The 14,756-nt window shown below is 34.1% G+C and carries 16 protein-coding genes; 14 read left to right on the top strand and 2 right to left on the bottom strand.

Annotated elements, in window-relative coordinates; genetic code table 11:
• Window positions 1–49 precede the first annotated feature (49 nt).
• From tkt to WKS98_RS01815, 9 genes are all read left to right on the top strand, one after another.
• Window positions 50–2,020, top strand: a complete 1,971-nt coding sequence (gene tkt, locus WKS98_RS01855) for a transketolase (protein ID WP_498916418.1) — start codon at window positions 50–52, stop codon at window positions 2,018–2,020.
• A gap of 118 nt (window positions 2,021–2,138) precedes the next feature.
• Complete coding sequence (gene secG / locus WKS98_RS01850; RefSeq protein ID WP_237036183.1) at window positions 2,139–2,366, top strand: preprotein translocase subunit SecG; 228 nt, start codon at window positions 2,139–2,141, stop codon at window positions 2,364–2,366.
• A 68-nt stretch (window positions 2,367–2,434) separates the two neighbouring features.
• Window positions 2,435–4,456 (top strand): sodium-translocating pyrophosphatase, encoded by a 2,022-nt coding sequence (locus WKS98_RS01845; protein WP_498916415.1) that lies wholly within the window; start codon window positions 2,435–2,437, stop codon window positions 4,454–4,456.
• A gap of 139 nt (window positions 4,457–4,595) precedes the next feature.
• Window positions 4,596–5,270, top strand: a complete 675-nt coding sequence (locus WKS98_RS01840) for a response regulator transcription factor (RefSeq protein WP_498916413.1) — start codon at window positions 4,596–4,598, stop codon at window positions 5,268–5,270.
• Window positions 5,254–6,486: a sensor histidine kinase gene (locus WKS98_RS01835; protein ID WP_498916412.1), complete on the top strand. Its 1,233-nt coding sequence runs from the start codon at window positions 5,254–5,256 to the stop codon at window positions 6,484–6,486. The genes WKS98_RS01840 and WKS98_RS01835 overlap by 17 nt, the downstream gene beginning before the upstream one ends.
• Window positions 6,487–6,547: 61 nt before the next feature.
• Window positions 6,548–7,906, top strand: coding sequence for a hemolysin family protein (locus tag WKS98_RS01830; protein ID WP_498916410.1), 1,359 nt, complete (start codon window positions 6,548–6,550; stop codon window positions 7,904–7,906).
• Window positions 7,903–8,664, top strand: a complete 762-nt coding sequence (gene map / locus WKS98_RS01825) for a type I methionyl aminopeptidase (protein ID WP_498916409.1) — start codon at window positions 7,903–7,905, stop codon at window positions 8,662–8,664. Before WKS98_RS01830 ends, map begins: the two co-directional genes overlap by 4 nt.
• 241 nt (window positions 8,665–8,905) lie before the next feature.
• Window positions 8,906–9,088: a hypothetical protein gene (locus WKS98_RS01820; protein ID WP_498916407.1), complete on the top strand. Its 183-nt coding sequence runs from the start codon at window positions 8,906–8,908 to the stop codon at window positions 9,086–9,088.
• A gap of 86 nt (window positions 9,089–9,174) precedes the next feature.
• Window positions 9,175–9,657, top strand: a complete 483-nt coding sequence (locus tag WKS98_RS01815; protein ID WP_498916406.1) for a class B sortase — start codon at window positions 9,175–9,177, stop codon at window positions 9,655–9,657.
• A gap of 87 nt (window positions 9,658–9,744) precedes the next feature.
• On the opposite strand, the gene WKS98_RS01810 is transcribed toward WKS98_RS01815, so the two are convergent.
• Together WKS98_RS01810 and sfsA are read right to left on the bottom strand one after the other, a co-directional pair.
• Entirely contained in the window at window positions 9,745–10,932 is a 1,188-nt protein-coding gene (locus WKS98_RS01810) for a tRNA(Met) cytidine acetate ligase (RefSeq protein ID WP_498916404.1), read from the bottom strand.
• Window positions 10,898–11,617: a DNA/RNA nuclease SfsA gene (sfsA, locus tag WKS98_RS01805; RefSeq protein ID WP_498916402.1), complete on the bottom strand. Its 720-nt coding sequence runs from the start codon at window positions 11,615–11,617 to the stop codon at window positions 10,898–10,900. The genes WKS98_RS01810 and sfsA overlap by 35 nt, the downstream gene beginning before the upstream one ends.
• Before the next feature lie 61 nt (window positions 11,618–11,678).
• On the opposite strand from sfsA, the gene WKS98_RS01800 reads away from it, so the two are divergent.
• The 5 genes from WKS98_RS01800 to ruvA all read left to right on the top strand — a co-directional run bounded on the left by WKS98_RS01800 (window position 11,679) and on the right by ruvA (window position 14,756).
• The gene (locus tag WKS98_RS01800; protein WP_498916401.1) at window positions 11,679–12,119 is read left to right on the top strand and encodes a macro domain-containing protein; all 441 of its coding nucleotides are present in this window, start codon (window positions 11,679–11,681) and stop codon (window positions 12,117–12,119) included.
• A gap of 54 nt (window positions 12,120–12,173) precedes the next feature.
• Window positions 12,174–12,833 (top strand): zinc dependent phospholipase C family protein, encoded by a 660-nt coding sequence (locus WKS98_RS01795; protein WP_498916467.1) that lies wholly within the window; start codon window positions 12,174–12,176, stop codon window positions 12,831–12,833.
• A gap of 24 nt (window positions 12,834–12,857) precedes the next feature.
• A complete protein-coding gene (locus WKS98_RS01790) occupies window positions 12,858–13,583 on the top strand; it encodes a hypothetical protein (protein ID WP_498916399.1) in 726 nt (241 codons plus the stop codon).
• Between the two features lie 83 nt (window positions 13,584–13,666).
• The gene (gene ruvC / locus WKS98_RS01785) at window positions 13,667–14,161 is read left to right on the top strand and encodes a crossover junction endodeoxyribonuclease RuvC (protein WP_237036196.1); all 495 of its coding nucleotides are present in this window, start codon (window positions 13,667–13,669) and stop codon (window positions 14,159–14,161) included.
• A gap of 4 nt (window positions 14,162–14,165) precedes the next feature.
• Window positions 14,166–14,756 carry a Holliday junction branch migration protein RuvA gene (gene ruvA, locus WKS98_RS01780; protein WP_498916397.1) on the top strand — a complete coding sequence of 197 codons (591 nt, stop codon included), beginning with the start codon at window positions 14,166–14,168 and terminating at the stop codon, window positions 14,754–14,756.

The following is a 14,756-nucleotide window of genomic DNA, read 5'->3' as shown; positions in this document are numbered from 1 at the left end:
CTTTAGCTATGGTTATAATAATAGATAGGAATAAGCAAAGGAGTTTAATATGGATAATAGACGGTTGGCAATTAACACTATTAAAGTTTTATCGGCTGAGGCCATTCAAAAGGCAAACTCAGGACACCCTGGATTACCTTTAGGAGCGGCGCCAATGGCGTTTACTCTTTGGAATGATGTTTTAAAGCACAATCCAAAAAATCCAAATTGGATAAATAGAGACAGATTTATTTTATCTGCTGGACATGGTTCAATGTTACTATATTCTCTATTACATCTATTTGGATATGGTGTAACGATTGAGGACATAAAAGATTTTAGACAATTGGACTCAAAGACACCAGGCCATCCAGAGCATGGTCATACTGTTGGAGTTGAAGCTACAACAGGGCCACTTGGACAAGGTATTTCCATGGCTGTAGGAATGGCTATGGCAGAAGCCCATTTAGCTGCAAAGTACAACAGAGAAGGACTAGATATTATTGACCACTACACCTATGCACTAGTGGGAGATGGTTGTCTAATGGAAGGAATTTCAAACGAAGCTTCTTCATTTGCAGGTACAAATGAACTTTCAAAACTAATTGTACTTTATGATTCAAATAACATCACAATTGAAGGTGATACTGAAATAGCTTTTAAAGAATCCGTTATAGACAGATACAAAGCACTAGGCTGGGAAACTTTCTTAGTAGAAGATGGAACAGACTGTGAAGAAATTCTTAAGGCTATTAACAAAGCAAAGAAATCTTTAAAGCCTTCACTAATTGAAATCAAAACTAAAATTGGTGCAGACAGTCCAAGGGAAGGCATGGCAAAAGCACATGGCGAAGCCCTAGGAGAAGATGGAGTAAAGGCTTTAAAAGAAAAACTAAACTGGAATTACGAAGAAGAGTTTTATGTTCCAAGTGAAGTTTCAGAAAGCATAAACAGGGATAATGAAAATAGACAAAAAGTTGAAGATAAATGGAATGCTCTTTTTGAAAAATATGAAAAAGAATATCCTGAAGAAGCGGCTCAACTAAAGAGTTCCTTTGAAAAGGAAATCCCTTCAAATCTTTTTGATGATGACTTCTACAAATTTGAAAAAGATGACGCATCAAGAGGGTATTCAGGAACAGTTTTAAATAGAATTGCCGAAAAAGTTCCTTATCTATTTGGTGGATCAGCAGACTTATCACCATCAAACAAATCTGTTATGAAAAATTCTGAATTTTTCAGTCCAAAAAATAGAGGAGCATCCAATATAAACTTTGGTGTTAGAGAGATGGGCATGGCTGCAATTGCAAATGGAATCAGCTTACATGGAGGACTACTTCCGTACGCTGCCACATTCCTAGTATTTAGCGATTACTTCAAGCCATCCATAAGACTTTCTGCCCTAATGAATCAACAAGTTCTATACATCTTGACCCACGATAGCATTGGAGTTGGAGAAGATGGACCAACACATCAACCTATTGAACAGATAGCAATGCTTAGAGCAACACCAAACACAACCGTATTTAGACCAGCTGATGGAATGGAAACAGCGGCAGCATATGAATATGCACTTACAAATAAAACAGGCCCTACAGTATTTGCTCTATCAAGACAAAAATTAAAAAATCTTGAAGAAACATCTAAAGATGCAATGCATGGAGGATATGTACTAAAGGACTTAGGAGACAGAATAGATATTATTCTAATGGCTTCAGGTTCGGAAGTTGGACTAATCTGTGAAGCAGCTGAAAGACTAAACAAATTAGGCCATGGCGTAAGGGTAATTTCAATGCCGAGCCTAGACCTATTCTTGAGACAAGAAAAGTCATATAGGGACAATGTACTGCCAAATGAAATAAGAAAGAGAGTTTCTGTTGAAGCCCTTTCCACATTTGGTTGGGACAAGGTTGTTGGCCTAGATGGAATCACAATAGGAATGGAAGGCTTTGGTGCATCAGCACCTGCTGAACAGCTTTTTAAAAAGTTTGGATTTACAGTTGATAATATAGTAGAAAAATCACTTGAACTTTTAAAGTAAGGTTTGATAATTAAGATGTCTATTGACGATGGAATAGACATCTTTCCTTATTTTTTACTTGATAGGAATGTATAATTATGATATTATCGTAAATGAACTTATGCACGGGAGGTGGCAAATGAATACTTTTTTACAAGTTCTACTTGGATTAGCAAGTATAGTTATTATAGTTGCAGTTTTATTACAAGAGTCTAAGTCAGATGGATTAGCATCACTTACAGAAAGCTCTAATACTGCAGGATATGGTAGAAAAACTTCAAAGAATTACTACATTGATAGAATAGTTATAGTAGCATCAATCATATTTTTACTTTCAGCATTGATATTGGCTATGATATCGAAGTAATATTGTAAATTTAGCGATTAAAGAAATCGCTTTATTTTTGTTATTATTAAAATTTATAGGAGGAGAAAATGGAATCAAATATTTTTGGTTATGTTGCCATATGTGCAGGAGTATTAGCATTAATCTTTGCTTTTATTAAACTTAATTCAATAAACTCCATGCCTGTGGGAACAGATAGAATGAAAGAAATATCTTCTTTTATTCACGAAGGTGCAATGGCTTACCTTGGAAGACAAAACAAAGCAATCTTTATTTTCTTAATTGTTGTTGCAATAGTATTAGGCGTTGCAGTTGGAATTAAGACAGCTATCTGCTTTGTACTAGGTGGACTTTTATCAATGGCAGCAGGTTATATCGGTATGGTTGCTGCAACAAAAGCAAATGTAAGAACAGCAAATGCTGCTAAAGAAGGCGGTATGGCGAAGGCTTTAAACGTTGCATTCTCAGGTGGAGCAATCATGGGTATGTGCGTAGTAGGTCTTGGTATTATCGGTATTACAGCATGTTACTTAATCTTTAAAGATGCAACAATCGTAACAGGATTCAGTTTTGGTGCTTCATCAATCGCTCTTTTCGCAAGAGTTGGTGGTGGTATCTACACTAAAGCTGCAGACGTTGGAGCAGACCTTGTAGGTAAGGTTGAAGCAGGTATCCCTGAAGACGACCCAAGAAACCCAGCAGTTATTGCAGATAACGTTGGAGATAACGTAGGGGACGTTGCAGGTATGGGAGCTGACCTTTTCGAATCATATGTAGGATCAATCCTTTCAGGTATTACACTTGGAATGGTTGCTTTTGGTGCACAAGGTATTTATTACTCTATTGCAGTTGCAGCCCTTGGTGTTATAGCATCAATTATTGGTATCTTAACAGTTAGAGGAGACAAAGACCCACAAAAGGCATTAAATGGTGGTACATTAATTTCTGCGATATTAGCTATAATTGGTGCAGCAGTACTTTCAAAGATGATTCTTGAAAGCTATCAACCATTCATAGCTGTAGCTATAGGTATCGTAGTTGGAGTATTAATTTCTCACTTCACTGAATACTACACTTCAGGAGACAAGAAACCAGTACAAAAAATTGCAGAAGAATCAGAAACAGGTTCAGCTACAAATATCATCTCTGGTCTTGCAGTAGGTATGATGTCAACAGCAGCTCCAATCGTTATAATTGCAATCGGTATAATCGTTGCATTTATTTCAGCTAACGGAGCACAAAACCCACAACAAGGACTTTATGGTATAGCAGTTGCTGCAATTGGTATGCTTTCAACTTGTGGTATGACTATAGCAGTTGATGCTTATGGTCCTATTTCAGATAACGCTGGCGGAATTGCAGAAATGTCAAACCTACCAGAAGAAGTTAGAAATATTACTGACAAACTAGATGCGGTTGGAAACACTACAGCAGCTATCGGTAAGGGATTCGCAATTGGATCAGCAGCCCTAACCGCATTAGCGCTATTCGCATCATATAATGAAGTTGTACAACTTGAATCAATTGACGTTTCAAAACCAGCAGTAGTTGCAGGTATGTTAATCGGTGGTATGCTTCCATTCCTATTCTCATCACTTACAATGGATGCAGTAGGAACAGCAGCTAACGATATGATTATTGAAGTTAGACGTCAATTTAAAGAAATTCCTGGAATCATGGAAGGAAAAGCAACTCCTGATTACAAGACATGCGTAGACATTTCCACTTCAGCAGCTTTAAAACAAATGATCGTTCCTGGAGTTCTTGCAGTAGTATCACCAATCCTTATTGGATTCTTATTAGGAGCAGAAGCTCTTGGTGGATTACTAGCAGGTTCATTAATCACAGGTGTACTAATGGCGATATTCATGTCAAACGCAGGTGGAGCATGGGACAATGCAAAGAAATACATTGAAGATGGTAACCACGGTGGTAAGGGTTCACCAGCACATGCTGCAGCTGTTAACGGAGATACAGTTGGAGACCCATTCAAAGATACATCAGGTCCTTCACTAAACATCCTTATTAAGTTAATGACAGTAGTATCATTAGTATTCGCTCCACTTATTTACCAATATGGTGGAATCATTATAAACTCATTTGGAAAATAAAATAAATTCGCTTATTAAAGGGAGTGCGAAAGCATTCCCTTTTTACATATAAAAACTAATAAAATTTCAAATGAAATAAATATTCTTTAAGAATTTTTTAATGAAACTCTGTTACTATGATACTAATGAGGTGAAGTGAATGAGAATTTTAATAGTTGAAGATGAAGTGAGACTTGCAGAGGCAATCTCCGAAATAGTTAAAGAGGAAAAGTACGAATCGGATATGGTCTACACTGGCGTAGACGGACTTTACTATGCTTCATCTGAAATATACGACTGCATTATACTAGACGTTATGCTTCCAGAGATGGACGGCTTCGAAGTTTTAAAAGAGATTAGAAAAAAGGGAATAGAAACACCAATACTTATGCTCACAGCAAGAGACGAAGTAAAGTCAAAGGTCAAAGGACTGGATTATGGTGCAGATGATTATATGACTAAACCCTTTGATGTAGAAGAGCTCCTAGCGCGAATTAGGGCTATTACGAGGAGAAAGGGGCAGGTTATACTAGATGAACTTAAGTTTGAAGACTTAGTTCTAGACTTAAATAACTATAGCATCTCAACTAATTTCAAATCCATCAACCTAACAGCAAAGGAGTTTGAAATTATTAAACTACTAATGTCAAATGCAAATATAGTGGTAACCAAGGACGATTTAATTTCAAAAATTTGGGGCTACGATTCAGACGCAGAAGATAATAACGTAGAAGTTTACATTTCATTTATAAGAAAGAAACTTAAATTTATAAAGAGTAAGGTTGAAATAACAACGTTAAGAAAGTTAGGATATAAACTTGAATATACTGGATAAACTAAAGAAAAAATTTTTAATAATTTCAATATCACTGGTAGGAGCAGTTCTTTTAATTGTTTTTTCAAGTATATTTTTTTACTTTTATAGAGTAATAAATATAAGCACCGACGACTATCTACAAAATGTAGTTTCAGAACTATTTACCGGTGGAGAAATATATGGGGTGCCTTTTTTTGCAAGAGGAGATAACAAAAGCCAACCCACCTTTGTCTATGAGATAGACGGAGAACCAAAATTTATTGCCAGCAATATAAATAGACAATTAAAAGATGATATTATAAAAAAGATCGTAAATAGCATTGACCCTGATCAATCTACAAGAGGATTTATTTTAAATGAAGAATTTAAATACCAACTGGTAAAGACCTCAGATGGACATCACATACTTTTTTTACTAAACATTTCCCCACAAATAAATATGATAAAGCTTTTGGCAAAGTCACTAATAAGTTCCTTTGTCTTCACAATGATATTAATCGGATTTATCGCAAAATATTTAATTGCCAAGGCATTGGATCCAGTTGAACAGTCCTGGAACGACCAAAAGCAGTTTACTGCAGACGCTTCACATGAACTAAAGACGCCGCTTACTGTTATACTTGCAAATCTTAAAATACTAAAAAAATATGAAAACTATGACGAGAATCAAATAAAGTGGATTGACAACACAGAACACGAGACCAAAAGGATGAAGGGCCTTGTGGAAGAGATGCTCTTCTTGGCAAGACGAGACTCAGGAAACATGGTACTAAACTTTGAAACAGTTAACTTTTCAGAGCTAGTTGAAGAAGTAGCACTTACCTTTGAATCAATCGCCTTTGAAAATGATTTGAAAATGATATTTGAAGAAAAAGAAGATAACTTGACACTAGAAGGAGATAAAAAACAACTTAAAAGACTTGCAATTATACTTATAGACAATGCCTGCAAATATGCAAAGCCACACAGTGACATACTTATTAGACTGATTAAAAAAGAAAAGAGGATTATATTTTCAGTCACCTCAATGGGAGCACCAATAGACGAAGACTGCGCAAAGAGAATTTTCGAACGCTTTGTAAGAGAGTCTAAGTCTAGATCAAGGGACTCACAGGGAGGGTATGGTCTTGGGCTTGCAATTGCAAAAAGTATTACAGAAAGTCATAATGGAAAAATATACTGGAGAAACTTCGAAGACAAGGGCAACACTTTTGTTGTAGAATTACAAGCTTAACACTTTTTTTAAAAGCTCATATGTGTTATATTTAATAATAATGAATTTTTTAGGAGGAAACATGGAAGGCACTATACCGGACGTCTCGAAGCAGATAGCAATTTTAATTTTACTTACTACGATTAATGGTTTTTTTGCTGCTGCGGAGATGGCGATAGTATCCGTAGACAGAAAAAGAATTAATTACTTAGCCGATGAGGAAGGAAATAAAAGAGCAAAAATACTTTTAAAGCTAATAGCTGAACCATCAAGGTTTTTATCAACCATACAAGTTGGAATAACTTTGGCAGGTTTTTTTAGTGCGGGTTCCGCATCAGTAGGACTTACACAACAACTTGCAAAAGTATTTAAAGAATTTGGAATACCATACTCAACTAAGATTTCATTTATTTTAATAACAGTAATACTAGCCTACTTTAACCTAGTATTTGGAGAGTTAGTACCAAAGAGAGTTGCATTACAAAATGCAGAAAAATTCTCTTTGATATCCATAGGAGTTGTAAATTTCTTCTATAAAATAATGAGACCATTCGTATACCTATTATCTGCAACTACAAATGGCGTGCTTAGACTAATAGGACAAGACATTAGTGACATGGAAGCAAAAGTCACCCTAGAAGAGATAAAGTCAATTGTAGAAGTTGGACAAGAACAGGGTATAATCGACCCAGCTGAAAGAGAGATGATAGACTCTGTAATAGGATTCGATGACACGCTTGCAGAAGATATAATGACCGCAAGAACAGAAGCCTTTTGCATCGACATAACAAGTCCAATCGAAGACTATATTGACCAGATGATGGAACTAAAATACAGTAGAATTCCAGTGTATGAAGAAGAGATAGACAATATTATCGGCATACTATACATTAAAGACTTTATGAAAGAAGCCTACACTCATGGATTTATGAATGTGGACATTCGTAAAATTTTAAAACCCGCATTCTTCGTTCCAGAGAGAAAAAATATCAACGAACTCTTTTTAGAACTACAAGAGGCCAAGGTTCACCTTGCAGTTTTAATTGACGAGTATGGTGGATTTTCTGGAATAGTTACTCTAGAAGATCTTATAGAAGAAATCATGGGAGAAATCTATGACGAGTATGACTTCGACGAGCCTGACTTCAAAGTTATAAATGAAAACACATTCCTAGTTAAAGGAAACCTAGAAATAGACGAACTAAACTATAGACTGGGAAGCGAATTTGACGAAGATACAGAAGACTACGACACAGTTGCAGGACTAATAATATTTCACCTAGGCTATATACCAAGGGACGGAGAAAAACCTACACTGGAACTAGATGGCGTTAAGTTCAATGTTGAAATTGTTAAAAACAAGAGAATTGAATTAGTTAAAGTTATTTTAACAGAAGATTTCAACTCAGATAAACACTCAGAGGAGAATGAAGATAATTGATTTACATTAAAAATTCTAAAGAAATAGAAGCGATGTATAAATCTGGGCAGATAGTTGCGCAGATGCATAAAGAGCTAAGAGATTTTATAAAACCGGGAGTTACCACAGGAGAAATAGACAAATTTTGTGAAAAATTTATAAGAAGCCAAGGAGGTATTCCTGCGCAAATTGGATACCAAGGTTATCCGTATGCCACATGTACATCAGTTAACGATGTAATATGCCATGGATTTCCAAGTGACCAAGTCCTAAAAGAAGGAGATTTAATTACAGTAGACACCGTAGTTGAATACGAGGGCTTTATGGGAGACTCCGCATGGAGTTATAAAGTTGGAAAAGTATCTGACCAAGTAAACAAACTTATGGACATAACAAAAGAATGTCTCTACCTTGGAATAAAAGAGGCAGTTATAGGAAACCGCCTTGGAGACATAGGCCATGTAATACAAAAACACGCAGAAGCAAATGGCTTTTCAGTAGTAAGAGAGTTTACAGGTCACGGCATAGGCAGAAGTATGCACGAAGACCCAATGGTACTTCACTATGGACAAAGTGGCAGAGGCTTAAGACTACAAGAGGGAATGGTAATAACCATTGAGCCTATGATAAACACCGGAGACTGGAGAAGTAAAATTGACGATGACGGATGGACTGCTAGAACAAAAGACGGAAGTCTGTCATGCCAGTACGAACATACCTTTGCAATCACAAAAGATGGACCAAGGGTACTTACAATTCAAGACGGAGAAACAATATAATTATTACCCCTAAGATTGAGAAATAATTTTAGGGGTAAAATTATGCGGATATCTAAAATTAGGTAGACATCTAAAATTTGAAATCAATTCATTATAAACAAGTAGTAATTTGTGAAACTTTAGGATTCCATATATAATGAATCAATAATCTAGGTGCAGCAGCTATTGCAGCATCTGCTCTTGCGTTCTTACAAAGAAAAAAAGACGACGACAAAAAATAAATCTTAACGAGGAGGGCTAAATGAAAAGAAAAATTATAAGTATCATCCAAGCCCTTCTTGTACTCATACTTGCATGGAGCGTATATAAGATTTATTCTTATAAGAATGATAATCAAGCCTATAAAGTTATTGATAATAAATATAAAGTCATGCGTGATAAGAGTAATGAAAAAATAAAGAGAAATCTAATAAGGGGGAGGTAGACCCTGAGATACAGGCTGCCGTACTCTTTGTTCGAGAGCTTAATAAATCTTATCCACAGATTAAGGGGAGACTCTTAATTGAAAATTTGGATATGGATTACCCAATAGTTCAAGGAGAGGATAATTCTTTTTATCTAGATCACGATTATGAGGGAAATTATCATCCATTTGGTGCAGTTTTCATGGACTCTAGAAATTCTTTTGATTTTAGAAATCAAAACACTATTTTATATGGTCACAATGTTAAGTCGGGACATGTTTTTAATCCGCTTAACAAGTATAGGGATGAAAATTACGTTGAAGACAATCCTAATATAGTGATTGATAGTCTTGAAGGAAGATTCACATATGAAATCTTTGCGGTTTATGAGGCGGATCAATACGAAGATTATAGGTCTCCATCATATGATGAAAAAGATTTTGAAGAATTTATTTCCAGAATAGAGGAAAAGAATTTTTTAGATGGGGAGCTGCCTAATAAAGATGATAAAATATTGACTCTGTCCACTTGTTCCGATGTGAATGAGAGGATGGTTGTTCAAGCAAAGTTAGTAAAAATTGAAAAGTAATATAAATTAAAACGGCCTCTTGGCCGTTTTTTGAATAGTGAATTTTTGGGAGATTTACTTACTATCCTAATATCAACATTGAATTTATTACTTCTCAACAATGGGAAAATATTCATACTCAGACTTGATTTCGTCTGTAATTATATTGTAAAGAGTAGTTGCTTCATCTTCCAATTTAAATAATTTTTTTGATAGCCCATCTTCCAAGTTGAAATCTTTTTTATTTACGATCAAGGACAAATCGGAATTGTCGTTTATTTTTTTTAGTATTTCCTTTCCTTTTTCATTAAACCCTAGCACATTTACAAATTTGGGTCTTGTGGAAATGGCTTCGTCCACAAAGTCCTTTGTTATATCTAACAGGCTATTTAAAATAAATCTCTTAATTCGTCCTTCTTTAAATCTTTTGCTCTTTGAATTTTCTATAAAATCTTCAAAGTTAGTAGTCAACTTTAAATTTTTAACAATCATATCATCCATTCCCTTCTCATAGCCTGTAATGGTATCAAATTTTTTATTCGATAGAAGGAAGTGGTATTTTATTATGTCGTAGTAGTTCCATCTATAATCTACGCTTTTAAGGCTTGTAGCAGTGGACATAGGAACGAACTTTTCAACTAAATCAAAATTATTTTGGGTTACCATTTTCCTAATTGCAATTGCTGATGGCTGCAAATCTTCTTTGTAATCTTGGCTTAGATATGAAGATCCCTTTCTCTTTATTGGAAGTAGTTCTATGGATGAATTGTTTTTTAATTTCGATTTTATATATTCCAATGCCAAAATATTATTTGACTGAAATACATCCACTTCCTCATTAAATAGTTCTCTTGTTGCAAGTTCAAAGGCCTTTGGATAGGAGTAACCTTCAGTCATATGGTTTGAAATAATTTTTTCAATCTCTTCTTTGTTTTCGTATTGAAACTTCGCAATTTCAAAAAGCTTATCAAAGTCTTCAGTCTCCACACCAAAGGATAAAATATCAATTACATTTAAATCTTCTAAAATATTATATGGTCCTAAGGCAAAGTTCTCAGCTGACTGTAAGGAATAGATGGTAGGTATTTGTAATACTAAATCAACACTTGAATCGATTGCGTTTTTACATCTTTCATATTTGTTAAGTACTGCAGGTTCTCCTCTTTGCACAAAGTTTCCCGACATTATTGCTGTAATTGTAGAATTTGGATATATTTTTTTTATTTCATTTATTTGATGCACATGCCCATTATGAAATGGATTATATTCTGAGATTATCGCGATATTTTTCCTCAAAGCTAATGGGAACCTCCTTATTTATTTTAATACTGTCCTTTGTAACTATAGAGTTATAGGCCTTAAGCAATACATTATTTTCCTTTGCTCTTATTAGTGCCATGGAAAAGTCTTTGTCCATATTGTAATTAGGAACTAGCAAATTAGCATTTTCTAATTGTATTAGAAATACAAATATAGCACCATAGCCTTCACTAACCGCATCCACAAGTTCATCTAAATGTTTCTTGCCCCTTGTGGTAGGTGCACCTGGAAAGGCAGCTATCCCATTTTCTTCCAAGGATACTCCCTTTACTTCAAGAAAATACTTTTTATCCTCACTTTGGGAATAAAATGATATATCAAATCTGGAAGATTTATAATTTACTTCTCTTTTTATATCGGCTGGTTTAAGACTTGATAAAATTTTCCCTTCCACAATTGCATCAAAAATAATTTTATTTGGTATTTGCGAATCCAAATTTATTAAGATACCATTTTTCTCTGCAGAGATTAAAGTGTATTTTGTCTTTCTATTTGGATTTGAAGATTTTTCTAAATAGCAAATTGCACCGGGAATAAATATTTCACCACATCTTGATGTGTTTTTTATATGAACACTTTCTATTTTTCCATTTATGTCAACAAGGGCTAATAAGCGATTTAATCTTTTTACAAAATGCCCTTTAAATATATTTTTATACATTTAAACTCCTTATTGCTTTTCTATTATGCTTATTATATACTAAAAAAACAAGGGTGGTCATATGGATATTAGAATTACTTTTGAAGATATTTTTGAAATTGAGTCAGATGGGCTTGTTTTCTTTTCGGACAATGTTCTTTTAGATAAAGGCTCAAACAGTTTAATTAAGAATGCAGGGGAGAGAGTACTTTCTCCTTTATCAAAGATTCAGGGTGTAGCTACTGGGGATGTAAAAATAATTCCCGGATTCGATTTGAAACAGCTATATATTTTTTTAACCGTACTTCCTGAAGACATTGAATCGGAATTAAACCAGAAATTATTTAAAGACTCTTTTAAAAAGATTATAGGACTGTCAAAGGAATTTAATTTGGAGTCCATTGCAATAAATTTAAATTATTTAAAAGAGAGATATGGAGAATATTATATCGACTGTTTAAACAGGGTTTTACGTAGTGACGACTATAAATTTGAAGATTTAATAGTGTTTTTGTGCGGCTAGTTCCATTGACTTTTTATATTAATTTTGGTAGTATTTAATAGCAGTTAATTTAGAATTAACATATGGAAAGGATGTTTTACTATATTACCAAACACACACGTTATAATAGCAAATAAACTTTATGAAACTCTTAAAAGAGATTATAATATTAAATTAAATAAAAAGTGGCTTGCTTGGGGAGCTGTATCTCCAGATGTATTACCACAGTATAAAATTGTAAGACATTACAAGGAATATAGTATTGATTTCTTGGTAAATGAAATTGTTAGTCTTATTTACCTTGCTAAAATTTTTGACTTTAAGAACTTAGATAGGGTAAAAAGAAAATATTTATCTAAAAAGCTAGGAGTTATTAGCCATTTTCTATGCGACTACATGTGCTTGCCACATAAGGAGAATATGACTTTTAAAGGCTCTTTCAGAGAACATTGTAAATACGAAAAAGATTTAAATAAATTTGCAAAATCACATGTTTTTACAGAAAATGTGATTAAACTGGAACCAATTGACTTATTTGAGTTTGAAACTGTAAATCTTAAGCAATTGGTAATTAATTATATAGATAAGGTTGAAGAAGAATATTCAAAGAGTGTATCTTTTGAAAGGGACTTGGACTTTGCATTAAACTTAAGTTTAAATATGTCCTGCTTTATAGTAGAAGTTGCAGAAGCTCTAGCAGCAGAAAAGGACTTGAGATACTCTTTTGTATTCTAATTAAAAGTATGAAAAGGAGGGACTATGCATCTTGCTAGAAAAAAAGAAGACAAGTTAAAAGATGAATTGAAGTCGAGATTTCTATATCAAGATGACCTAGACTCCCTATACCTTTTACTTTCGGTTATTGAATCGCAGTACAGATGTAACACTCTAAGACCAAAGTACTCTTGCACTAAGAGAGCCTACAATGCATTGGGCAAGTTCTTTATGGACAGGGAGGATGTTGAAGAGATAAAAGCTGCAGGAGTCAAAATACTAAATGACGACCTTTCAAGGTTAGAGTTTGCAATATACCTTGAAGCTTACACTCTAGGCTATGAAAACTTACATTCAGTAAATATGGCAGAAAATTATATTCTCACCAAAATTTCCCCAAAGGACATCAAAGGTAAGAAGAAATTACTTCACACTTACAAAGATAAAGAAACTAGACAGGTTAAGAAGTGTATTGTAGAAAATCTAAAGGATTATAAAGAGTTTGAAAAGAACACTGAGATACTTGTGAGAAAGTTTTTCGACAGGATTGTTAAAGACAAGATATATTATTTAAATAAATACTTAGATAAGCAATTAATCTTTAGATATGACGGTGTCAACACCTATATCGTAGAAGAGAGATTTATAACTTTAAAAGAACTGGAATTATTATTTGACAAATTATTAAAAACCTATATGCGCTCAATCAAGTTCCTAAGTAAGGAAGCCATATGGTATGGCGTAAATGATAGAGTTCTAAGTAGATATTAAGAGGGGATACCCTCTTTTTATTTTGCCACATAGATGTGAAACTGCTTTACGAATATATGGTAAAATTATAATGAGGTGTTATTTTGAGAGTTTTAGGAATAGATCCAGGAATAGCAATAGTTGGATATTCTATTTTGGATTTTGAAAATAATAAATTTAAATTGGTTGAATATGGATGTATTACCACTGCTTCAACTTCACCCCTGACAGAGAGGCTGAAGTTTATTTATATGGAGATGGAAAATATAATAAAGGAATTTAAACCAACTGACATGGCAATAGAGGAACTGTTTTTTAATAAAAATGTTAAAACTGCCATTACAGTTGCCCAGGCCAGGGGCGTGGAAATTCTTGCTGGAATAAATAATGGACTTTCCATTTATGAATATACTCCCCTTCAAGTTAAGCAGGGGATTGTAGGATATGGAAGGGCAGATAAATTTCAAGTACAACAATCGGTAAAAAATATGTTGAGACTTGACCATATACCAAAGCCCGATGACGCAGCAGATGCTATTGCAATTGCTATTTGCCATTGTTTCAGTAGCAAGTTTAAAGATTTATATGAAATGAGGTAAGAGATTGTACGCTTATATTATTGGAGATGTTAAATCCATTTTACAAGGTGAAGTTATAATTGAAAACAATGGAATAGGTTATAGAATTTTTACAACTGCCAGTACAATTGCAGAGTTAAATACTTATGAGACCTTTAAGTTATACACAGAATATATCGTAAGGGAAGATGGAGTTTTTCTATATGGATTTGCTACTGAAGAAGAGTTAGATTTGTTTAAACTTCTTATAAAGGTTTCTTCCGTTGGTCCAAAGGTTGCCATAGGACTACTTTCAACTTTAAATGCTAATGATATTAAATACTCTATTCACAACAATGACATAGAGCTTTTAACAAAAGCGCCAGGAATTGGGAAAAAGACCGCAGGAAGAATAATTTTAGAACTTAAGGACAAGATTGGACAGGACTTTGAACTTCCTACTGCAAATGAAGGCGTAAATTCTTTTGACGATGACGACAGCTTTGCACTGGAAGCATTAATAAATCTTGGATATATGAAGAATGATGTGGAGAAGGTGTTAAGAAAACTTGATCCTGAACTTAGACTTGAAGACAAGATAAAACTTGCCATGAAGAATTTAGAGAGTAAGAGGTGA

This window comes from Lagierella sp. ICN-221743 (assembly GCF_037890055.1).
In the GTDB taxonomy this organism is placed as follows: domain Bacteria; phylum Bacillota; class Clostridia; order Tissierellales; family Peptoniphilaceae; genus Mediannikoviicoccus.
This window is presented reverse-complemented; position numbering and strand designations above follow the sequence as displayed.